Below are 21,537 nucleotides of genomic sequence, written 5' to 3' on the forward strand. Positions count from 1 at the left end.
TATATTAACAAGTTAACGGGAGTCAGGTCTAACACTCAAACCACAGTAAACGAACTCGTTTTCAAATCTGTTTTCTGTGCTAAGTCTTGGCGCGACAAGCTGCATCCAGCACATCACCAAAGCCACAATGTTATTGAACACTAACAGCCGACTGGCCTATCCAAAATAAGTGAATCCCCTTGTAGAACATTAAGTTAATTTAATGTTCTACAAGCTCAAAAAACAGAAATTTTAATTTACCGCCTGTGAATTATCAACCGGCCTCAACTACACTCAATTTGGGTCAGAAACCCGAAATAGGCTTCCCAAGTACAAACTCAGAATTCAGGGCTTAAATATAGCGTTTGGGTACAAGGCTTAAACACTGGCTTTAAACACAAGCCTTAAACTCAAGCCTTAAACACAGTCACTGAACAACGACTCAAATAAAAAGTTAACCACAATAAATTAAGGATGCGCTTATGGAATCGGCTTTTAATACTGCAGGTGCGTTAAGTTGGCATGAACTCACAACCAATAACACCGAAGAGGCCATGTGCTTCTATGCTGAGATTTTTGGCTGGCACTTTAAAACCGTCAAAATGCCCCACGGCCATTATCATATTATTGAAAATCAGGGCGTCAGCATTGGCGGAATTACCGACAGTTTAATCCCCACTCTTCCCTCACATTGGACTGGCTATATTACCGTTAGCGATGTGGATCAAGTAGCTATCAGTGCCAAAAAACTCGGCGGTGACATTCTGTTTGGCCCTGAAGATATTCCTGAGGTTGGGCGTTTTTGTTGGATAAAAGACCCACAGGGCGCCATTATTGCAGCCATTAGTTATTTAAAACGCTGATGTAAAATCTGACTTGAATATAATGAGTGACAACTCAAGGGATGCGCCACAAACTGATACAGTTGTTGTTATCAATGTAGAGATAGGTTGTCAGTCAGAAACGACTGAGTTCAAAATAGGTTGTTGTCGGGTAATGCTAAGATTTCATTGATAAAATATAAATAATATCTGGAAACATTAGCGTTAATCGCTAGAATGTTCGCACTTATGGCAGTTTTCCCCTGTCTTATGCATTGGAGCCTTGATATTAATGCTGACCCAGCTATCGCAATTCAAACACACTTTTTTTGCTCTCCCAAGGTACCTGCGTGTGCTTGTTTACCTCACCGCCGTCTACCTTAGCTATGTCTGCACATTAGGCTTAATCCTGCCCTATGCGATAACCACGCTGGCCCCAGAAAAACTCTCTGCTTTACTTGGCCGTCCCGTTACCTTAGGGGATATCCGCATCAATCCCTTTAATTTCAAAGTCGAAATTGACCAACTGGCCATTAAAGAAAAAGACGAAAAACCGTTTGCAGGCTTAGCGCAAGTCCAATTCGAAGTGAACTTTTGGCAATCTGTTTTTAATCGCGCCGCCGTGATCGAAAACATACACATACAAGCGCCCTACGCACATATCATCCGCGTGGAGAAAAAAGGCAAAGCTGGATTCAACTTCGACGATATTCTGCAGACCTTGAACAAGCATTCATCCGCGAGCACAGAAACAACACCCACTGAAGCCAGCGCCCCCGTTCGTGTCCTGCTCAGCCAATTTGTATTGAATGCAGGGCAATTTAACTTCGATGACCAAATTACCCACGCTCAAGTTAATTATCCCAATATCAATTTAAAACTCAGTCAGCTCGATACTGAGTATTTGATGTCGGCATCGTTGGCCTCAGTAGCACCAGCCATAACCGCGAAAAAGACTGAAGCAAACCCAACACCAAACGCTCAATCGGCCTCTGACACTGGCTCAGGCTCCCAAGTTATGCCAATTCAGCACAATCACTATGCGATACAACTCAGTGATGATCATGCCGGTGAAATCAATTTGCAGGGGCAATTTCAACTGTTCCCATTAAAAATCGCAGGTGACGTCCACATCGCCAAACTGAAACTGACACCCCTGTGGAAATTTATCGACGATCAATTTAAGCCAGCACTTACCGATGGCGAGATCAGTGCCAAGACTCAGTATCAAGTGGATCTTGCCGAGAATGGCGAGCTACAAATCACCAGTAACAATGGCCAGTTTATTGTTGAAAAACTGAATTTTAACGACCAAGAACGCTCAGTGGTTAAGCTGCCAATCTTTGCCCTCGACGGTATTTCGATGGATCTAAAGCAGCTGCAAGTGCATATCAATAAGCTTCACAGTGATGGTCTCACTGTAAACGCCGTTTTGAATCAAGACGGGCTCGATCTCGCCAGCTTGTTCATGCCTAAATCCGCCAGTGCGTCTACAAGTGCAACGCCGTCAGTTGCTAATTCCATAGTTGCTAATTCCATAGATGCTGAGCCGATAGATGCTAAGTCGATAGAAACTAAACCGGCAGACGCTAAGCCACTAGAGGCCAAAAATGTTGAGCGCGTACAAGTCACGCAAGTGGAGGAAAAGCCTCTACAGCCAATCAAGCAAGCGCCAGTAACGAAGTCAACTGACACTTGGTTCGTGCTACTCGATGCGCTCAATATTGAAAACTACGATCTTAATCTGTCGGAGCAAAAGTTAACTGAGACACCGCAGCAATGGCGTGTGTATCCGCTTAACTTTTCAACAAAAACTATCACCAGCACCTTGACCGAGCCGATTGATTATGCACTGCAACTCAGCATTAATGACAAAGGTACTTTAAGCTCCCAAGGCCAGGTCGATGTGCCAAGCGAAGCCATAGATGCCGATATTCAACTCGATAAGCTCGCGTTAATCCAATTCCAACCGTATCTCGCGCCCTACGTGAATATCCAGCTCAAGAGTGGTTTATTAAGCTCTGCAGGCAAGCTCACGGCTGATGCTAAGGGCAATGCCATTTACGGCGGCAGTGTTGAGCTCGATGATTTAGCCATTCATGACAAATTGCGTAATGCCCCGCTGGTCAAATGGCAAAAGATGAATATCAATCAGCTGGATTTTGACCAACAAAAAAATCAAATCAAAATCGATCACTTAGCCTTTAGCCAACCCTACGCCAAAGTGGTGATTGCAAAAGATAGAAGCACCAATATCAGCGACCTTATCGTCGAAGCGCCTATTGCAGCAACTGCGACAAATAGTACGACAACGAACAGCACACCCCCTGCTAAGGGGGCCGCAACCGAGCCGCAAACGGCGAGCAAGTCAGCAACGCCAGAGCTTAGCCTAGATATTCAAAAAATTAGCTTTAGCCAAGGCTCGGCTTACTTTGCCGATAACTCACTTACTCCGAATTTTGCTTCGGGAATTGAGCTGCTTGAAGGCAATATCACTCACCTGTCGTCAACGCCAGGCACTAAAGCCTCGGTCGATATCAAAGGTAAGATAGACAAGTATGCGCCTGTAACTCTAAAAGGCGATATTAACCCTTTGCTAGATATGCCATATTTAGATCTCGACTTAGTCTTTAAGAGCGTTGAGTTAACCTCAGTCAATCCTTACTCAGGCACCTATGCGGGTTACTACATAGATAAAGGGCAGCTATCACTATCGCTGAACTATCAACTCGATAAGAACAAGCTCAAGGGCAGTAACCATCTGGTCATAGACCAACTGAAACTTGGTAAACCCAGTGACAGTGACCTTGCCACTAGCTTACCCATCACGCTCGCGATTGCCCTGCTGCAGGACCGTAACGGCGTGATTGATTTAGGTATGGAAGTCTCTGGCGATTTAGACTCACCTAGCTTTAGTGTCGGCAGCATCATAATGACGGCGATTACCAATGTGATCACTAAAGCCGTCACAGCGCCCTTCACTTTCTTAGCTGGACTCATAGGTTCTGACGAAACCTTAGATAAGATCAGCTTTACCGCAGGCAAATTCAGCCTAAGTGAAGATGAGCAAAAAAGTTTAGACAAACTCGCTAGCGCCTTACTCGACAGGCCTATGCTCAAGCTTAGCGTTGAAGGGGAAGTCGATGCCATCAATGACAGCCAAGCCATTGCTGAGCGCATCATGAAGCGTAAATTGGCTAAATTAGCCAATATCGAATTCAGTGCGTTACCTGATGATTTAAGTCCGAGTCAATTCCCGACCCAAGGGCCGCTTGCCGATGCGCTAGTAAAGCTTTATGAACAAGAAGTTAAAGCCGATCCTGCCCAAATAAAAGATACTGTTATCGCAGAGGCCAAAGACGCGCCGCTTTCCGATGACGAAATCACCACCCGCTGGCATATCGCTTTATATAATCTGTCGGTAAAAGCGCAGAATGTTAACGATGGCATGTTGGGTAATTTGGCCCAAGAAAGGGCCAAAGCCGTTAAAGCTTACCTTGTGGACGTGAAAGAGATTGCACCAGAGCGGATCTTCTTGCTCGAAAGCCGAGTGAGTTTAACCCAGAATGTGGCCCAAGTGAGCCTTACCATAGATGCGCAATAGAGGCGAAATAGCCCCGCAATAACGCAAGCAGTTGCTATGTTTGCGCTAAAAGAAGCCCGCTAAAGTTCAGCTTTAGCGGGCTTCTTTCCTATGCTAAAGAGCATGCCTAAATATATCGCTAAACCTATATCAAATTGTTGCCGCTAAGCGAAAACGCTGTCCTTGTAACCAAAGAATCTTCTACCTGTTAATCCACACTAAAATGTTGGCCGCGCTTTGCGCCATAGGTTACACTCTGCGGCCTTTATGCTACTGGGATCGCACGCTCAAATCGCTAAATCTCAGTTTCGTCGCCCCCTTGCGGCGACACACGAATCACTTTTCAACACACATTATCATTGAGGTCACTGACATGTTTATCATTCGCTGGATTTTAGGCAGGATCATTCTGTTTTTAAACTTCGTATTTAGCCCTAAAAAGCGCCAACGTCCACTGGCAGAGCAACAACAGATTGATACTCAAACTCAAGCATTAGCCTTGTATCAATATCCAGCTTGCCCATTTTGCGTAAAAGTCCGCCGTGCAATGCGCCGTCAGGGACTCAATATAGTGACCCACGACGCTAAAAAAGCGCCGCATAAAGATGAACTCATCGCTCAAGGCGGCAAACAACAAGTACCTTGTCTACGGATAGAAGAAAACGGCCAAGTACAGTGGTTATATGAATCAAAAGAAATCATTAACTACTTAGATCAACGCTTCGCCTAAATCGCGGCGTGGCGGTCGGTGTAAATATCCAAATAAGTGCGCCCAGTACCTTTTTCATGAACTGTTTAATCGACTTTTCAATGGACTTCCCAATGAACTTTACAATGGGTTTTCCGTTGAAATATCGAGGTTTCGGGCGCAGTTCTTTTATTGCGTTGTTTAATCACATCTACTTACGCCACAAATATTCACGGTCAGAATAATCAAATAACCACTGGGGTTGATACACCACCAATAACGTTACCGCCATACCATTAAGCAATGCCTCGGGGAACGCCAGCAAAGGGATTAGCATCAAGTAGTCATCCACTAACACATTCCAATCGTAATCCGCTGCAGACCATAACCACATCGCCCAACTCATTTGATGAAACACAGTTGAAAGGCCCGCATTGATAAAACCACCGACGAAGATAAACACGAAAATGTGTTTAGGAAATAAATGGTAACTACGACTGTATAAAACAAAACACAGGAACAGCGGCACAGCCATAGCGAACAGACTAAAAGTCCCAAAATCAGCGGGCTGTTTTAGTACAAAAAGACTAAAAAAAGCGCTCGGCAACAGTAATGCCGCGGTCGCTAGACGCCAACCGAACATCAGCATACAGGTCACTATCCCCAGAAAGTGCAGATGTAACCCAGTTTGAATACTGGCATTTAACGACCACAGCGCATTGACGCCCACCAGCGTCAGTAACAAGCGTAACTGCAGATTTTTATCCCGCCGGATTTGCGCTAACTCGTCTTTAGGCCATATTGCATAAAGCCATAACGCCAAGAGCATAAGGCATATGCCTTGAGTCAGGCTCATATCCCACTCGATTTGCGCCCATTTATTCGACCAAAACGCCAACATTAATCGCCCATCCCTCATCCATTGTGCCAAAACAGTCACTCAGCCCATGAAGATGCCATAAATCCATGAACTTTAGGGTCATATTAAGGTATTCTGCTGTCAGTTAATAACCTAAGAGTTAAATTTGATTATGCCGCTTCGATACCTCAGCCTTGCCATCTTAAGTTGTTTCTCGCTCATCGCCTGTAGCAGTGCCCCCATAGATCCTAGTGAACTTGCCGGAAAATTACGGGATAAGTTAACCACAGACATTAAAGCCGATGGCCTTAAACTCTTCAGCTACACAGCGCGGCTGGTCGATGATAAATCTAACATGGGTGATGCAGACCGCCCTTTCCCGCACGATGCCCGCGTACGTAGCATGCAAGATCCCCGTGAACAACGTCGCGCGATGCAAGATCTACAGGACTCATTAGAAGTTTGGGGACGACAAGTCGAATTAGGTTTAACGAAAACCCTTGAAATGACAGGTTATTGCCGCGAAGGTTATATCGAATTGAGTCGGATTATCGAACCCGGGCGAGGCGAAATTCGTGGTGAATGCCAAGAAGGCGCGACCAATGCCGATAAACAGAAATTTGTGAACTATTAGCGAAGGTTTGAATCACTCAAATTTGCGTGGCTAAGGTCTGAGCATAGAAAAAACGCAAGATTGGATAAGCACTGTTAATCGGCTAAAAATAGCGAAAACAATAATAAGAGAAGCTCAAAAAGGTAAGTATGCGCGTATTAGGCAATACGCGCATTCACATCATACTAGACTGATTCAGTCAGTGGTACGGCACGATTTTCCAATAACACTGGGATACCTTCAGTGATCGGATAGGCCAGCTTATCCGCCTTACAAATCAACTGCTGCGTCGTTTTATCGTACTCAAGTTTTCCCTTACACACAGGGCAAGCCACTATATCTAACAATTTTTTATCGAATGCCATGGAAGTTTCCTTGTTTAGCTGCAGCCACCTCGCGAAGACGTGCGAGCAGCTGCTCATCAAATTGTGGGGATAGCTTGGCATTGACCGCCAAATACCACCAGTTCTCTTGTGCAAAATCGCGACATTTAACCGCATCTTTTTCTGTCATCAACAGCGGCAAGTCTTGGGCTAAATCACGTAATTGGGTTTTATCGTAGGGCTGATGGTCATCAAAACCCTGGCATAGCGCCAGTTGATAACCTTGGGCGCGCAGCGATTCAAAGAAACGCGCAGGGTTACCAATACCCGCCATCGCAACCAGCGGCTGAGATTTATCGAAACTGTAATTACTGCAGTTTACATCGCATTTAACGGGCTTCACTTCAGTTGGGGCCAGTTGCATTTCGAACTGACCTTTTGCTGCAGGTCCGCCATTACAGACGATAAAATCCACGGCATTGAGACGCCACGCACCTTCACGCAATGGACCTGCTGGCAACAGCAGGCCATTGCCTAAACCGCGCTGACCATCAATTACCACCAGCTCAATATCGCGTGCCAGAGCATAATGCTGTAGGCCATCGTCACAGATGATGACATCAACACCAAACTCGGCAATAAGCGCATTAGCCGCATCGACGCGTTTGGCGCCAACGACCATGGGCACTTGAGTGCGCGCCACTATCATGGCAGGTTCATCACCGACCTCTACCGCGCTCGCGCCTAAGTTAACCGTTTTAATGCCTTGAATCTCAACGCCATAACCACGACTGATCACACCGGGGTGAAACCCATGCTGGCGCAGTAGCTCAATCAGATAAATCACGGTTGGCGTCTTACCGCTGCCGCCGACGGTAATATTACCAACAACGATGACAGGCACAGGCATTGCAGTTTGTGGTTTGAATCCGAGGCGAAACAAGGCGCGGCGCACATAAGTGATCACCGCGAATACGCCCGATAAAGGCAACAAGAGCCATCGCAGTGGATGGCCCTGATACCAGATTTTATTCACTAAGGCCTGCATCTAACTACCAAATTGCATTTGGTACAATTTGGCGTACATGCCATCTAATTCCAATAGCGACTGGTGCGTCCCACGCTCGACGATACGTCCCTGATCCACCACTAGAATTTGATCGGCACTCTCGATAGTCGACAACCTGTGGGCGATCACTACTGAGGTGCGGTTTTGTCTGAGGTTATCTAAGCCTTTTTGAATCGCTTTTTCCGACTCAGTATCTAATGCCGAGGTCGCTTCATCGAGGATCAACACAGGCGCATCACGCAACATAGCGCGCGCAATCGCAATCCGCTGTCTTTGGCCGCCGGACAATAACACGCCATTTTCACCCACTTGGGTATCAAGGCCTTGTGGCAACTGGTCAATAAACTCCATCGCATAGGCCAAGGTCGCCGCTTCGATAATCTGCTCACGCGTCGCTTCACCGGGATAGGCGTAGGCGATGTTGTTAGCAATCGTATCGTTGAATAAGGTCACCTGCTGCGATACCAAAGCCACTTGATTACGCAGCGATTTTAGCGAGTAATCGTAGATGCTGACATCATCGAGCAAAATGTCGCCGGATTCGAGCCCCGTATAAAAACGGGTTACTAGACTGGCAATAGTCGACTTACCAGAGCCAGAACGACCGACTAGCGCTAAGGTTTGACCCGGTTTAACTTCAAAATCGACACCTTCCAGCGCTCGACGATCTTGGCTGTCATAGCTAAAACAGACCTTATCGAAACGTAGATGACCCTTAGCGCGCTCGACGGTATAAGTGCCTGTGTCGGACTCAGGCAGCGTATCCAATAATTCAAACACTGTGGTACAAGCTGCAATACCGCGTTGGAATTCGGCGTTCACTCGGGTTAAGTTTTTGATGGGTTGCAACATGGCCATCATAGCGCCAAGAATTGTCGCGAAGGTGCCGGCGGTAAGATCGGCTTTCATGCTGTCTAAGCTTGCCGCATAAAGTACAAACGCTAAGGCGAATGAGCCGATAATCATGATCAACGGCTGACTAATGGCCTGCGCCACAGCTAACTTCATATTTTGATGGCGGTTTTGATCGTTCACTTTAGCAAAACGGGTAGCTTCGGTTTCTTGTCCACCAAAAGCCAATACGTTTTTATGGCCCTTAATCATTTGCTCAGTCGTAGCACTTACACCACCCATAGCGGTTTGAATTTGCTTAGAAACCTTACGGAAACGACGACTGACCACAGTAATGACCATGCCCATAATCGGCCCGATCACTAAGATACACAGGGATAACTTCCAAGAGTTATAGAACATCAGTGCCAGCATACCCAATACAGTTACACTGTCGCGGACGATAGAAATCAAAGCGCTACCCGATGCTCTAGCGATTTGCTCAGTATCGAAGGTGACTTTTGAAATCAAGTTACCGGTATTTTCCTTGTCCATGTAACTGACTGGCAGGCTCAGATAATGCTCAAACACTTGCTGACGCATGTCCATGATCAAACGTGCACTCATATATGAAATGCCGTAGGTCGAAACAAAGTTGGCAAAACCGCGCAGTGTAAACATGACGATAACCACAAGCGGCGCCATCATTAGCACATCGTTGTTCGCGTGGAAACCTTCACTGGTTGGCAAGGCTATGCCATTGGTGACCGCAGCAGGTGCGCCGCCGGAAAAACCCTTATCAATAAAGGGACCGATGAAAGCGATAAAGGCGGCATCGACGAGACCATAAATAATTAATCCCGCAACTGAAAGCATAAACATGCCTTTCATCTGTTTTATATAGCCCAGTAATCGTTTGAAAACTGTCCACATTTCGTCTTTAGGAGATGTTGTCATTGATAACACTAAATTATGGCAAAGTAGCCATTCTACTCTGGATTAATCAAGTCACCAAATCTAAACAGAGAGTTGTACCAAAATGGCGCTAAATCACCACGATAGGTCTTTACCTCTAACTCAGGCTGCTGAAAAATCACACTAATCTGCCCTTCTGTCCCTGTGGTCAGACTCCTTATCTCTCGTCGCTGATACCGTTCAACCACAGTGGATTTAGGAAAACCATAACGATTAGCAAAACCCGCCGGAAACAGCACTAACTTAGGGGCTACGGCATCAATAAAGGCCTCTGTCGACGAGGTTTTGCTGCCATGGTGCGGCGCTACCAGCACGTCGCTTTGTAACTCGTTTAGGTCACTTAGATCACCGTTCACGCTTAGATCACCGCTCACACTCAGCTCACGGCTTACACTTAATTCACGACTTAATAATGCCGCTTCGGTTTGTTTTTCAATGTCCCCGGTGAGCAGCAGACTTTGCAAGCCATCATCGATGCGCACCACACAGGAGCCATTATTTCCCGCCAGCACTTGAGGCGGTGAGAGTAAGTTAAAGCTCAACCCTTGCCATTGAATTTGCCTTGGGCGGCAATCTTGGCCGCTAAAGCCTGCCACATCTGTGATCACCCAAGCCTTAGGATAAGCCTCAATCAAGACAGGCGCGCCGCCTGCATGATCGTTATCGCTATGGCTGATAACAATATAGTCAATCTCTTGAATACCTTTGGCTTTTAGGAAAGGTAATATCACTCGCTCCGCATAACTGAAATCATCACCAAAGGCGGCGCCCGTGTCATAGATGACTCCCCTGCCATTTTTTTCAATCACCACGGCTAAACCTTGGCCCACATCGAGTAAATGCATGGCCCATCGATGGGTTTGCACGGGAGACCACAGCGTCATACAAAAAAGTAATACGGGCATAAACAACAAACTCAATAGGCTTAGCCAAGCAATATTGTTTTTATGCTTAGGCACATAGCGCCATAACACACCACCAACGAACGTGCAGACTCCTAAGGCTAATAGGCTGTCAGAGAGTGCTAACCAATGGGCGGGTAATTGCTGGCTGATGTCGAGCAACTGCGCATAGGGCGATAAACTCCAATCACTGAGGCGCAGTACTCCAAGCAAAGAGAGTCCGAAGTGAGATAATCCTAAAGCCATCCCAAGCCACCAGCAGACAAATCCCGCCATGGCTAAGGGGATCACGACAAAGCTAAACCAAGGCACGGCCAAGATGTTCATCCACAGACTGTGTACGCTCACGCCGCCAAAGAGTGCCGCTTGCAATAATCCAAGCCCGAGACTTAAGCGCCATTGGATAGCCCAAAACTGCATCATCCCTGTGCGTAAACGCGCCCTTCGAGTCGACGCGGAGGTAAATTCCCTTGGTTGGATTTCTAAGGTGTATAAGATGATGCCTAAAGCACAAAACGACAGCCAAAACCCCGCACTTAAACAAGCGAGCGGATCAAGCAGCAATACAATGAACAGGGCGAATAATAAGCGCTCCCACGCCGTAGAAAAGCGCTTTAATAAACTCAACAGCATTAACAGCAGAATCATCACTAATGCACGCTGCGTCGAAATGCCAAAGCCCGCAAGATAAGCATAAAATGCGGCGCCTATGCCAGCGGCGACTAAGGCAATGGTGATATTACGCCGACTCTGATGTGGCACTAAGCGACTTAAGCCAAACAAAAGGCATGTGTAAATCCATGCTGCTATGACCGAAAGATGCAAGCCGGATATCGCCACTAAATGACCCGTACCTGTCTGTCGTAATGCTTGCCAACGCACTTTTGAGATCAACTGCTTATCACCCAAAAGTAAGGCGAGTAGAATATCACCTTGCGGCAAAGAGGCTAATTCAGGCGTCAATGCGCTTATCAGCTCGTTACGCAGTGAAGGTGAGATTTCAAGTAAATGTGCCTCTATCACTCGCCCTTTACCGACAACATGTTGGCTGATTAATTGTTTCTGCTCGTTGTAGCCACCTTGATTTAACACGCTAGCAATACTCTTAGGCATCAAGGTAAACTGCCAAACCTGACCGACATCGACTTCTGGCGGATCTTTCCACGTGAGTCGCAATTTTACATTTGGCCCTAAGATTAAATTTGGTTTAATGACCGATATATCCAAACTTAGCCAGTCGCTGTTTCGACTAACTAGTGATATGATTTCGCCCCTAACCTGTATAGGTTGTTGTAACACTGGAAGATCCTGCCTAGATAATCCTAAGCAAAAACCAGTTAGCCATGCCATTGCAAAGAGTCCACCTGCGCAGACAGGGATTTTTCGGTATAAAATTAACGCCCCAACAGCAAGGTAGGGTATATAACTGACTGGCGGCAGCGAAGGCCACAACATCGCTGATAACAAGATGGCACTAAAGCCAAACATGAATCGATTCATAGTGAATTAAGTTAAGACAGCAATTTCAGCCTATGCCAAAAAAATTAATCAAAAGATTTATGCCTAAGCCTGAAACCTTGCGTGAGCATAAACACTTACGCATGTTTGGACGCTTATTACATAATCCCAATTTGTGGGCGCTAAATCGCAAATCCGCTCCTGGCGCATTCGCAGTGGGATTATTTGTCGCCTGGATCCCTATGCCATTTCAGATGGTAGTGGCTGCGGCTTTTGCCATTCTATTTAACGTTAATATTCCCGTTTCTGTCGCATTAGTCTGGATAACCAATCCCTTAACTATGCCAGTGATGTTTTATGGCGCGTATTTACTCGGCGCTAAGATACTCGGCCATGCGCCGCAAGATTTTGCCTTCGAAGCCAGTTGGCAATGGATTGAAGCCTCCCTTGCCACCATAGGTCCGGCGTTTTTACTGGGATGCCTTGTGCTCGGGGTAATTTTTTCCGCAGTGGGTTATTTATTGATTAATAATCTGTGGAAATATTCGATTATGTTTAAGTGGCAAAAACGTAAGAATAAATAACCTCGCCTTTCCCACCGCTTATGCTGATGCAGTTTTAGCCAAAAGCTAATTAACCTTAGTAACAGTATAAGCGGTTCAATATCTTAGCTTATTCTTCATGACCTAATGTGCCCCCAAATCGCTCTTCTTCCACTCGCTTTACATCCTGTCGTTTTAACGTCTGTCGCGCGCTCACTCCTTTCACGCTAGAGATTGTCGTTTCTCATGTTGAGCGCCATCTGTGCAGACTAGATTGCGTCTTAAACAGACGCCGCACCAGGAATACTCATATTGGGATATATACATTCATTTTAATTGCAGCTTAAAATATCCGACAGATTTAGTCAGATACTCAAGAGCCAATTATGTTGAATATTGATGAGCCCGCACATTTACAACCACAAATCGCCTTATTTAGATTAGGCTTTCGGCCTTTTTTCCTGTTTGCGAGTTTATTCAGCGTATTGGCATTAGGGATCTGGGGAGGTTTTCTTTCAGGGATCAATCTGTTGCCGCAATCCGTTAATCCACTTTGGTGGCACGGTCACGAAATGATTTTTGGATTTGTCTGCGCCGTGGTCGCGGGCTTTTTACTAACGGCAGTGCAAAACTGGACAGGCCAAGCTGGAATTAAAGGAACTTGGTTGTTAGGGTTGTTCAGTGTGTGGTTATTGCCACGGCTATTATTACTCATGCCGCTAGCGATTCCCTTTACGCTCATCATGTTTATCGACTTACTATTTTTGCCGCTAACGGCGTTAATACTCGCCCAAGCAGTGATCCGCGTTCGTCAATGGCGAAACTTTGTGTTTATCCCCATTCTCACCTTGCTCACCCTAATGAATGCACTGAGTTACTACGGCGTTTTAACAAATCAATTTGAATGGATAAACATAGGCTTATATAGTGCGGTTGCGTTAATCAGCATCATAGTCGCACTCTTAGGTGGCCGAGTGATCCCTTTTTTCACCGAGCGCGCCACCCAATGGCAGCGTCAAACTGCGATTCCAGTGCTCGAATGGCTGAGCTTTATCAGTCTCTTTGGATTAGTCATTAGCTTGATCCTACAAGAGCAAATATTGCTCCGTAGTATGGCAGGGATTGCGAGTATCGTTTTACTGCTGCGCTGGCATCGCTGGGGTTGGCATGCCTGCTGGCGCGTACCTTTGCTCTGGTCGCTGCATCTTAGCTATGTGTGTATCCCAATTGGTTTAGCACTGATTAGCTTAGGTTTCCCCATATCCGTTGGTATGCACGCGATAACGGTTGGTGGGTTAGCTGGGATGATTTTAGCTATGATGGCGCGGGTTTCGTTAGGCCATACGGGCCGAACACTGCAACCGCCAAGCATAATGAAGTATGCCTTTGGGTTAATCCTGCTTGCGGCAGTGTTTCGAGTATTAGCAGGGATAATCCCGCTATGGTCGGCATCATTACTGCTGGCCGCCATAACATCTTGGGTCATCGCCTTCGGCTGTTTCTGTATCTGCTATGGGCCTATGTTGTGCCAAGCCAGAATTGATGGTCGACCTGGTTAGGACATGTTAATACTGAATTTGGCACTTAAATGTAGATTGAACATATCTGTGAATTAAGTCACACAGCATAACTGCGCTTTTCCCTACAAGCTGATTTTTACTGTTACTATTTAAAAAAAACATCAAGTAGGGAATGCCCATGCCATTTTATCACCAATATGGTTCTAAGAGCCTCAAAGCTGTAGAACACTTAGTTCTGTTTATTATTGCCATTGCCACTATCGTCGCGATAGGCCAAGAAATTGTGCATATTGTCTCTGTCCGTATGGTTGCACTAGCGGATTTACTCCTGTTATTTATTTTCCTAGAAGTCTTAGCCATGGTGGCGAACTACTATGAATCAGGTAAGTTACCCGTGCGTATGCCACTGTATATCGCAATTGTGGCCTTAGCTCGTTACCTCATTTTAGATATGAAGAGTATGGAAGATTGGCGTATTGCTGCGATATCACTGTCGACGTTAATTTTAGCGGCAACTGTGATCGTCATTCGTTGGGGTCAATTAAAAATGCCCTATCCGAAAAACCAAGAATACGACAATTAATCAAGCACCTGAGTTGGTGCTATTGAAGACGAATTCAATAGCACCTGCTGTCCTCCTTTTAAAACTATTATCAAAGACCTAGCTTTCACATTGGTATTCTGCCAAAAAGCAATTATGCTAGTTTTACTGAGATCAATAATTTACGGGGCAATTGAGTTATGGGTGACCATACTACTGGTTTTGAAGAAAAACGCACATCACTGCGAGTGGACATGGAAGCGGAGCGTGTCGTCTTACATTGGATTGATGCACAAGGCACAAAGCAAACCGATGAAGGCGTGTGTATCGACTTAGCCAGACGCGGTATTTTATTCGATTATAAACGTCCCTTTGCACTGGGCGAACTCATCGAAGTGACCTTTAATCCCGATGCTACCCAGCAAAATACCGTCAAAGGACAAGTCTGCCGCTGCGCGAAATGCCACGACCAAAGTTACCACATTGCCATGCAACTGCTTTAATTTAACTTAATTTTCGCAGGTTTAATGGGTCTGTTCTACACTCAATGGATTGAACAAGTCATTAAGGGGCGTCACTATGATCTTGCTGGTGGGTGGTGAAAAAGGTGGTAGCGGAAAAAGTTGCCTCGCTCAAAATCTAGCCGTTTATATCAAGCAAAAATTTCAAGCAAACGTCCTTATGGTCGATTGTGATCCCCAGCGCACAACTTCAGATTGGATCCAAGCGAGAAATAATGATCCCAGTCTGCCCAGCATTAATTGCATTCAGCTTTATGGCAAAATTCGCAATGATTTACTCAGCCTCAATGAGCGTTTTGATTACGTGATTGTTGACTGTGGTGGTCAGGATAACTTGGCCATGCGCGCAGCCATGTCGGTAGCCACTTATGTTGTGATCCCGCTCAGACCCAAAAGACGCGATCTTAAAACTTTACCCCACATGGAAGACATGCTCAGCACTTGTAAGATGGTGAATCCTAAAATGATCGCCACTATAGTACTCACCCAATGCCCTGCGCTTCCTACACAATTTAAGCGTATTTTAGAAGCCAAAGATGTAGTGCAGTCCTTTGGTTTAAGGGTGTTGAATTCTGTCACCTTTTGTCGAAACATTTATGATGACAGTGAAGAAAAAGGTTCCTCTGTGGTCGAAATCGAACCCGATGGAAAAGCTGCCGATGAGATCCGCGCCATAACGGATGAGTTATTCGCCATGCCACCAGAAAATAGCTATGAGCTTAACTGATCTTAAACGTAAGAAACCTAAGCAAATCATCAAGCCGGTTTCTGTCGATGATTTCATTGAAGATGCCAATAACTACGCCTTAGGTAAGGCGAGTTTATTAGCCGCGGCTCAGACTCAAGCGATAGTTAAGGGCTTAGATAAAAAGTCGACTAAGATTTATCGCCACGCGACCTTTACCCTGACAGAGAAGAGTATTGCTCAGCTCGATTCCCTATCGAAATCCACCAGCATTGCAAAATCTCGCTTACTGCGTATTTTAATCCATGAGTTTAGCCAACTCACACCCGCGCAGCAGAACCAAATTGCCAATAAACGCCACGACGAAACCTAAACTTCTAAGCCGATAAAGCCAAACGGTAATATTCGGGCACGCTCAATGTCTTTCTATGAGCAAACGTCTCCACACTCTAATGATTTTGTATTACGCATCTGCTCTCTTATAACAGTTACGCGATTGCCAAAATATGTATAGCCACAATCTATTAATGCTCACACTTTCTCCCCGCGGCCAGTTCAATGCCTTGGGGCGTTTCATGGAATTTACCTTTCGCTACGAGTAACTGAATTAATGCTTCAGCGCTAAGATCGGCGGCACTACAGGTGTGGTATCGAGCCGCAAAGCCAAACTTTTGTCCCATTAGGGATAATAATTCAGGCTTTATAATGGCGGTACCTTGCGCTACCATCATCGCCATAACATCATGACCGTGAACAAAATTGGACATATGTCCTCCTAAAGATGCAATATTATTGTTCTTTATATCCTAACGGTTAAATTTGAACCCTGATCTCGCGCACAGACTTTATAATTGATACCACGGCGCTGATATCTGTGACGATAATGTGAGCCATTATGTCCTTGATCCTATTATTGACCCAACAGATGTCGCTGTACTTAGTGATCGTTTACTTAGTCAGTAAAACGCCGCTGTTTAAACTGTTTGCTGAAACCTCCCCTCGTCTGCCACATAAAATTTTTATGTATCTGATTTTTTCGAGTTTCTGCATCATGGCCACCTATTTTGGTGAGCAAACATCAGGCGCTATTGCCAACACCCGTGCTATGGGCGCTGTATTAGGTGGATTATTAGGCGGCCCAGTTACTGGTTTTCTGGTAGGACTAACCGGTGGCCTTCACCGCTACAGTATGGGCGGCTTTACTGAAATAGCCTGCGCTATTTCCACCACCTTAGAAGGCTTATCCGCAGGGATGATAAGCTTCTACTTAAGACGTGCGGGTAAAAGTGAGCTTATCTACAATCCATTACTCGTTTGCCTAGTGACTTTTTATGCCGAAATGATGCAAATGAGCATCATCTTACTGGTCGCCCGCCCCTTCGATGATGCATGGGAGTTAGTGCGTCAAATCGCGCCGCCCATGTTGTTAGTCAATTCCGTAGGAGCGGCACTCTTTATGAGCATGATCCGCGACCAAAAAACCATGTTCGATAAACTCTCCTCCAGTTTTTCAACTAAAGCGTTAAAGATAGCCGAACGCAGTGTCGGACTGCTATCCAAAGGATTTAACGAAGAAAGCAGCAGCCGTGTCGCCAAAATCGTCATAGAAGAAACCAATGTGGGCGCAGTAGCTATCACTGACAGGGAAAAACTGTTGGCTTTTATTGGCATAGGTGCCGATCATCATCTGCCTGGTACGCCGATTTCTTCCAAGATCACCTTAGAGGCGATCAATCAAAATAAAGTTATGTTCGCCGATGGCGTTGAAATGCCCTATTCATGTTCTATTTCAAGCAACTGCCGCTTAGGGTCGAGTCTGGTGATCCCACTGCGCAGTGATACCGAAGTCATTGGCACCATCAAACTCTATGAGCCAAAGAATAAGCTTTTTTTGAATATTAACCGCACCTTAGGTGAAGGTATTGCCCGTCTGTTATCAAACCAAATTCTTTATGGCCGATTTGAGCAACAACAAAATCTGCTGACTCAAGCCGAATTGAAATTACTGCAAGCGCAGGTCAATCCGCACTTTCTGTTCAATGCTCTCAATACCATTAGCGCGATTATCAAGCGCGATCCCGATATGTCTAAGCAGTTGCTGCAGCAGTTATCACAATTTTTACGGATCAATTTAAAGCGAACGACAGGCTTAGTGACGCTTGGGGATGAGCTAGATCACATCGCATCCTATCTCACCATTGAAAAAGCGCGTTTTATTGATAAATTACAAGTCAGTATCGCGATACCTGAATCACTCTACCATTGTAAAGTACCGGCCTTTACCCTGCAGCCGATTATTGAGAATGCCGTAAAGCACGGCACTTCGCACATGATAGAGCAAGGGCAGATCAAAGTGACGGGCAAGCTCGAAAATGATGTGCTGGAATTAGAAGTCACAGACAATGCCGGATTATATCAGCCCGTTGAGGGCTCTGAAGGCCTAGGGATGAACTTAGTGCATAAACGCATTCAAAATATTTTTGGTGAGCAATATGGCGTCACAGTAGAATGCGAAGCGGATGAATTGACTCGCGTTACTATAAGATTGCCCATAGAAAACCCTGAGATATCCAATATGGACACCCGTACGTGATCACTTGTTTAATTGTTGATGATGAACTGTTTGCTCGTGAAGAATTAGCCGATCTTTTGGGGCAAGAACACGACATTGAAATTGTTGGTCAATGCGCTAATGCCATCGAGGCGTTGCAAAGCATAGCCAAAGAAAAACCTCAGTTAATTTTTCTCGATATCCAAATGCCGCGCATTTCGGGCATGGAACTTATCGCTATGCTCGACCCTGATAACATGCCGAAAATTGTGTTTGTTACCGCTTACGACGAGTTTGCCGTCAAGGCCTTCGATAACCATGCCTTCGATTATTTGCTTAAACCGATAGATGCCGAGAGACTTAGTAAAACCCTCACTCGGGTGCGTAAAAATCTGACGCCTCAAATTATGGATCCCATTACCCCAAAACGTCTGGAACATATTCCCTGTTACAGCGGCAATAAACTCAAGGTGATTGCCATCCAAGATGTGGAATATGTGTTCAGTGATTTGAGCGGCATCCATGTGGCCAGTACGAAAGGCAAAGTCCATACCCAATTGACCTTAAAAGTGTTTGAAGAAAAAACCCCACTGGTGCGCTGCCATCGGCAGTATTTGATTTCACCTAAGGCGATTGCCGAAATTGAGCTGTTAGACACGGGCGCCGAAGTCACCACCCACTCAGGGGATAAAGTGCCCGTCTCACGGCGTTATCTTAAGAGCCTTAAACAGTTGTTCGGCTTCCAATAACTCAAGCAAAAAGCCATCTTAGCGGGTATTTTTAGTCACAAGATGGCCAACAACACCCGCCGTTAACATACGATTGCAACCACTCAAGCCCACCTATTACCGCTCACCCTGCATTTTCGACCACTCATTGAGATTGCGAAGTTTTATATCAACAACTTGTTTACACTCGCCAGAACTCAAATGGGGAGATAACAAAAATGATGTGGTTCCTACTCTGTGTCGGTCTGCTGATCGGCGGCTACTTTATCTATGGCGCCTTTGTCGAGAAAGTCTTCGGCATTAACGCTAATCGTCAAACACCTGCTTTCGCTCAAACTGATGGCGTCGACTTTGTGCCTATGTCTAAGGGTAAAGTCTATTTAATTCAATTATTAAACATCGCAGGCGTAGGCCCAATCTTTGGTCCTATCTTAGGTGCCCTCTATGGTCCTGCGGCCATGTTGTGGATTGTGGTTGGCTGTATCTTTGCGGGTGCCGTGCATGACTACTTCTCTGGCATGTTGTCAGTACGCAACGGCGGCCAATCTGTGCCAAACCTTGCGGGTAAATATTTAGGAAAGAGTGCCAAACACTTCATGAACGTGTTTGCTATCGTGCTGTTATTGCTGGTTGGTGTGGTCTTTATCTCTGCGCCTGCAGGTTTACTGGGCAAGCTTACCGGTTGGGACGTCAGTATCTTTGTGGGCATTATCTTCGTCTACTACCTGATTGCAACTGTGGTGCCAGTCGATAAAATTATCGGTCGTCTGTACCCCTTCTTTGGCGCTTTACTGTTCTTCATGTCGTTCGGTCTGGCTTTCGCGATTATCCTATCAAGCGAGCACACCTTACTGCCTAACGTACAAGCGGGCGATTTCTTCCAAAACTTAAATCCAAATGACATGCCACTTTGGCCTGCGCTATTCATCACCATCGCCTGTGGCGCGGTATCAGGTTTCCATGCAACGCAATCACCATTAATGGCACGCTGCGTTGAAAACGAAACCAATGGTCGCTTCGTCTTCTTTGGCGCCATGATTGGCGAAGGCATTATTGCACTGCTTTGGTGTGCGATTGCATTATCATACTTCGGCGGTGTTGAAGGCTTAAGTGCGGGCATGTCAGGCAACCCTGCCAACGTGGTCTATGAGGCTTCGACTGGTCTGTTAGGCGCTGTCGGTGGCTTTATGGCTATCCTAGGTGTAATTATTCTGCCGATTACTTCAGGTGATACGGCTTTCCGATCTGCGCGTTTGATTCTGGCTGAATTTTTCAACATGCCACAAATCTCACTGCCAAAACGCTTAGTGTTAGCTCTCCCACTGTTTGTTATCGGCGGTATGTTGACTCAAGTGGATTTTGGTGTCATTTGGCGCTACTTCGGTGTGGCAAACCAAACCACCGCGGTATTAATGCTGTGGACGGCTTCGGCTTACCTGTTACGCCATAACAAACTGCATTGGATTGCGACTATTCCAGCGATGTTTATGACCACAGTGGTCATCACCTTCCTGCTGAACTCGTCAACCTTAGGTGCAGGCTTACCTATGACGGTATCAACCATAGCGGGCGTGGTCACCACCTTAGTGATTACAGCGCTGTTGATTGTTAAAACCAAAGGTAAAGGTGAGATTGATTTACAGGTAGAAACTGAGCTTAAAGAAACAGTCAAAGACTCATAAAACAGTCCGAATGACCAAGGTAAAACAGGCGCTTTATTGCGCCTGTTTTGATCATACTGCTCCATCGATAATAGCTATCGCAGGTTTACGCTAGCAAGGTATTCAGGCTTGACTCGATACCATTGCACACTGTATCAGGCATACAAAACTGCTATACTCCCGCCATAGCACACTGCAACATGCATAATATGAATCAATCTAATAACCCGCTCCACGGCATTAAACTGGAAATGATCATCACTTACTTAGTAGAGAAATACGGCTGGGAAGAATTAGGTGAGAGAATTAATATCCGCTGTTTTACCCACGATCCCAGCATCAAATCCAGTTTACGTTTTTTAAGAAAAACAGAGTGGGCACGGGATAAAGTCGAATATCTTTATTTAAAAGCCAACAAATTACCCTTACCGCTACCTAAAGCCGAAGCGAGTCAAACCGCTAAGAAGCCTGCGGCAAAAATCACAACTAAAAAAGCGACTCAAACCACGACAGACAAGCCAGCTAAAAGCGAGAAATCCAGCTCAGATGGCAAAGTAAACAGCCATATTTGGGGTAACAATTAATCCTAGACCGCTGCTACCATAATGCGTAAACAGCCCTAGAATCAGGGCTATATTGTTATAATAAATCAATAACTCATCGTTTTTACTAACCTATTTGCACTGA

Annotated in this window: 20 protein-coding genes; 14 read left to right on the forward strand and 6 right to left on the reverse strand. The window is 45.7% G+C overall.

Annotation, left to right across the window (positions count from 1 at the left end; translation table 11 throughout):
* The first annotated feature begins 461 nt into the window (after nucleotides 1-461).
* The 3 genes from Q4Q52_RS19650 to Q4Q52_RS19660 all read left to right on the forward strand — a co-directional run bounded on the left by Q4Q52_RS19650 (nucleotide 462) and on the right by Q4Q52_RS19660 (nucleotide 5,113).
* Complete coding sequence (locus tag Q4Q52_RS19650) at nucleotides 462-842, forward strand: VOC family protein (protein WP_106650202.1); 381 nt, start codon at nucleotides 462-464, stop codon at nucleotides 840-842.
* A gap of 250 nt (nucleotides 843-1,092) precedes the next feature.
* Nucleotides 1,093-4,404, forward strand: a complete 3,312-nt coding sequence (locus Q4Q52_RS19655) for a DUF748 domain-containing protein (protein WP_311991419.1) — start codon at nucleotides 1,093-1,095, stop codon at nucleotides 4,402-4,404.
* A 352-nt stretch (nucleotides 4,405-4,756) separates the two neighbouring features.
* Nucleotides 4,757-5,113, forward strand: a complete 357-nt coding sequence (locus Q4Q52_RS19660) for a glutathione S-transferase N-terminal domain-containing protein (protein ID WP_012196875.1) — start codon at nucleotides 4,757-4,759, stop codon at nucleotides 5,111-5,113.
* 169 nt (nucleotides 5,114-5,282) lie between these two features.
* On the opposite strand, the gene Q4Q52_RS19665 is transcribed toward Q4Q52_RS19660, so the two are convergent.
* Nucleotides 5,283-5,972 (reverse strand): energy-coupling factor ABC transporter permease, encoded by a 690-nt coding sequence (locus Q4Q52_RS19665; RefSeq protein ID WP_311991420.1) that lies wholly within the window; start codon nucleotides 5,970-5,972, stop codon nucleotides 5,283-5,285.
* 130 nt (nucleotides 5,973-6,102) lie between these two features.
* Here Q4Q52_RS19665 and Q4Q52_RS19670 point away from each other — a divergent pair, with 130 nt between their 5' ends.
* Nucleotides 6,103-6,564, forward strand: a complete 462-nt coding sequence (locus Q4Q52_RS19670; RefSeq protein ID WP_011846514.1) for a hypothetical protein — start codon at nucleotides 6,103-6,105, stop codon at nucleotides 6,562-6,564.
* A gap of 164 nt (nucleotides 6,565-6,728) precedes the next feature.
* Here the strand turns inward: Q4Q52_RS19670 and Q4Q52_RS19675 are convergent, their stop codons facing one another.
* Genes Q4Q52_RS19675 through Q4Q52_RS19690 form a run of 4 tightly spaced genes read right to left on the reverse strand, consistent with a single transcriptional unit; the run spans nucleotide 6,729 to nucleotide 12,143 of the window.
* Nucleotides 6,729-6,908 carry a Trm112 family protein gene (locus Q4Q52_RS19675; RefSeq protein WP_006081200.1) on the reverse strand — a complete coding sequence of 60 codons (180 nt, stop codon included), beginning with the start codon at nucleotides 6,906-6,908 and terminating at the stop codon, nucleotides 6,729-6,731.
* The gene (lpxK, locus tag Q4Q52_RS19680; protein ID WP_311991421.1) at nucleotides 6,895-7,914 is read right to left on the reverse strand and encodes a tetraacyldisaccharide 4'-kinase; all 1,020 of its coding nucleotides are present in this window, start codon (nucleotides 7,912-7,914) and stop codon (nucleotides 6,895-6,897) included. Before lpxK ends, Q4Q52_RS19675 begins: the two co-directional genes overlap by 14 nt.
* Nucleotides 7,915-9,723, reverse strand: coding sequence for a lipid A export permease/ATP-binding protein MsbA (gene msbA, locus Q4Q52_RS19685; protein WP_311991422.1), 1,809 nt, complete (start codon nucleotides 9,721-9,723; stop codon nucleotides 7,915-7,917).
* A 32-nt stretch (nucleotides 9,724-9,755) separates the two neighbouring features.
* Entirely contained in the window at nucleotides 9,756-12,143 is a 2,388-nt protein-coding gene (locus Q4Q52_RS19690; RefSeq protein WP_311991423.1) for a DNA internalization-related competence protein ComEC/Rec2, read from the reverse strand.
* A 32-nt stretch (nucleotides 12,144-12,175) separates the two neighbouring features.
* Between Q4Q52_RS19690 and Q4Q52_RS19695 the strand changes: the two genes are divergently transcribed.
* The 6 genes from Q4Q52_RS19695 to Q4Q52_RS19720 all read left to right on the forward strand — a co-directional run bounded on the left by Q4Q52_RS19695 (nucleotide 12,176) and on the right by Q4Q52_RS19720 (nucleotide 16,283).
* Complete coding sequence (locus tag Q4Q52_RS19695) at nucleotides 12,176-12,685, forward strand: DUF2062 domain-containing protein (RefSeq protein WP_006087434.1); 510 nt, start codon at nucleotides 12,176-12,178, stop codon at nucleotides 12,683-12,685.
* A 344-nt stretch (nucleotides 12,686-13,029) separates the two neighbouring features.
* Nucleotides 13,030-14,202 carry an NnrS family protein gene (locus Q4Q52_RS19700; RefSeq protein WP_311891461.1) on the forward strand — a complete coding sequence of 391 codons (1,173 nt, stop codon included), beginning with the start codon at nucleotides 13,030-13,032 and terminating at the stop codon, nucleotides 14,200-14,202.
* Nucleotides 14,203-14,341: 139 nt separating this feature from the next.
* Nucleotides 14,342-14,746 (forward strand): phosphate-starvation-inducible protein PsiE, encoded by a 405-nt coding sequence (locus Q4Q52_RS19705; protein WP_106650194.1) that lies wholly within the window; start codon nucleotides 14,342-14,344, stop codon nucleotides 14,744-14,746.
* A gap of 158 nt (nucleotides 14,747-14,904) precedes the next feature.
* Entirely contained in the window at nucleotides 14,905-15,207 is a 303-nt protein-coding gene (locus Q4Q52_RS19710; protein ID WP_311991424.1) for a PilZ domain-containing protein, read from the forward strand.
* 76 nt (nucleotides 15,208-15,283) lie between these two features.
* Nucleotides 15,284-15,952 (forward strand): AAA family ATPase, encoded by a 669-nt coding sequence (locus Q4Q52_RS19715; RefSeq protein ID WP_006087431.1) that lies wholly within the window; start codon nucleotides 15,284-15,286, stop codon nucleotides 15,950-15,952.
* Nucleotides 15,939-16,283 (forward strand): replication protein RepA, encoded by a 345-nt coding sequence (locus tag Q4Q52_RS19720; RefSeq protein ID WP_259543129.1) that lies wholly within the window; start codon nucleotides 15,939-15,941, stop codon nucleotides 16,281-16,283. Before Q4Q52_RS19715 ends, Q4Q52_RS19720 begins: the two co-directional genes overlap by 14 nt.
* A gap of 151 nt (nucleotides 16,284-16,434) precedes the next feature.
* Here the strand turns inward: Q4Q52_RS19720 and Q4Q52_RS19725 are convergent, their stop codons facing one another.
* Nucleotides 16,435-16,677, reverse strand: a complete 243-nt coding sequence (locus Q4Q52_RS19725) for a YecH family metal-binding protein (RefSeq protein WP_311991425.1) — start codon at nucleotides 16,675-16,677, stop codon at nucleotides 16,435-16,437.
* Between the two features lie 128 nt (nucleotides 16,678-16,805).
* Here Q4Q52_RS19725 and Q4Q52_RS19730 point away from each other — a divergent pair, with 128 nt between their 5' ends.
* The 4 genes from Q4Q52_RS19730 to Q4Q52_RS19745 all read left to right on the forward strand — a co-directional run bounded on the left by Q4Q52_RS19730 (nucleotide 16,806) and on the right by Q4Q52_RS19745 (nucleotide 21,434).
* Nucleotides 16,806-18,503, forward strand: a complete 1,698-nt coding sequence (locus Q4Q52_RS19730) for a sensor histidine kinase (RefSeq protein ID WP_006087428.1) — start codon at nucleotides 16,806-16,808, stop codon at nucleotides 18,501-18,503.
* Nucleotides 18,500-19,210, forward strand: coding sequence for a two-component system response regulator BtsR (btsR, locus tag Q4Q52_RS19735; RefSeq protein ID WP_006081188.1), 711 nt, complete (start codon nucleotides 18,500-18,502; stop codon nucleotides 19,208-19,210). Before Q4Q52_RS19730 ends, btsR begins: the two co-directional genes overlap by 4 nt.
* 197 nt (nucleotides 19,211-19,407) lie before the next feature.
* Nucleotides 19,408-20,871, forward strand: coding sequence for a carbon starvation protein A (locus tag Q4Q52_RS19740; RefSeq protein WP_311891463.1), 1,464 nt, complete (start codon nucleotides 19,408-19,410; stop codon nucleotides 20,869-20,871).
* A 179-nt stretch (nucleotides 20,872-21,050) separates the two neighbouring features.
* The gene (locus tag Q4Q52_RS19745) at nucleotides 21,051-21,434 is read left to right on the forward strand and encodes a VF530 family protein (RefSeq protein ID WP_311891464.1); all 384 of its coding nucleotides are present in this window, start codon (nucleotides 21,051-21,053) and stop codon (nucleotides 21,432-21,434) included.
* Nucleotides 21,435-21,537: the final 103 nt, after the last annotated feature.

The sequence above is a fragment of the Shewanella sp. SP1S2-4 genome, from assembly GCF_031932075.1.
Taxonomy (GTDB): Bacteria; Pseudomonadota; Gammaproteobacteria; order Enterobacterales; family Shewanellaceae; genus Shewanella; species Shewanella baltica.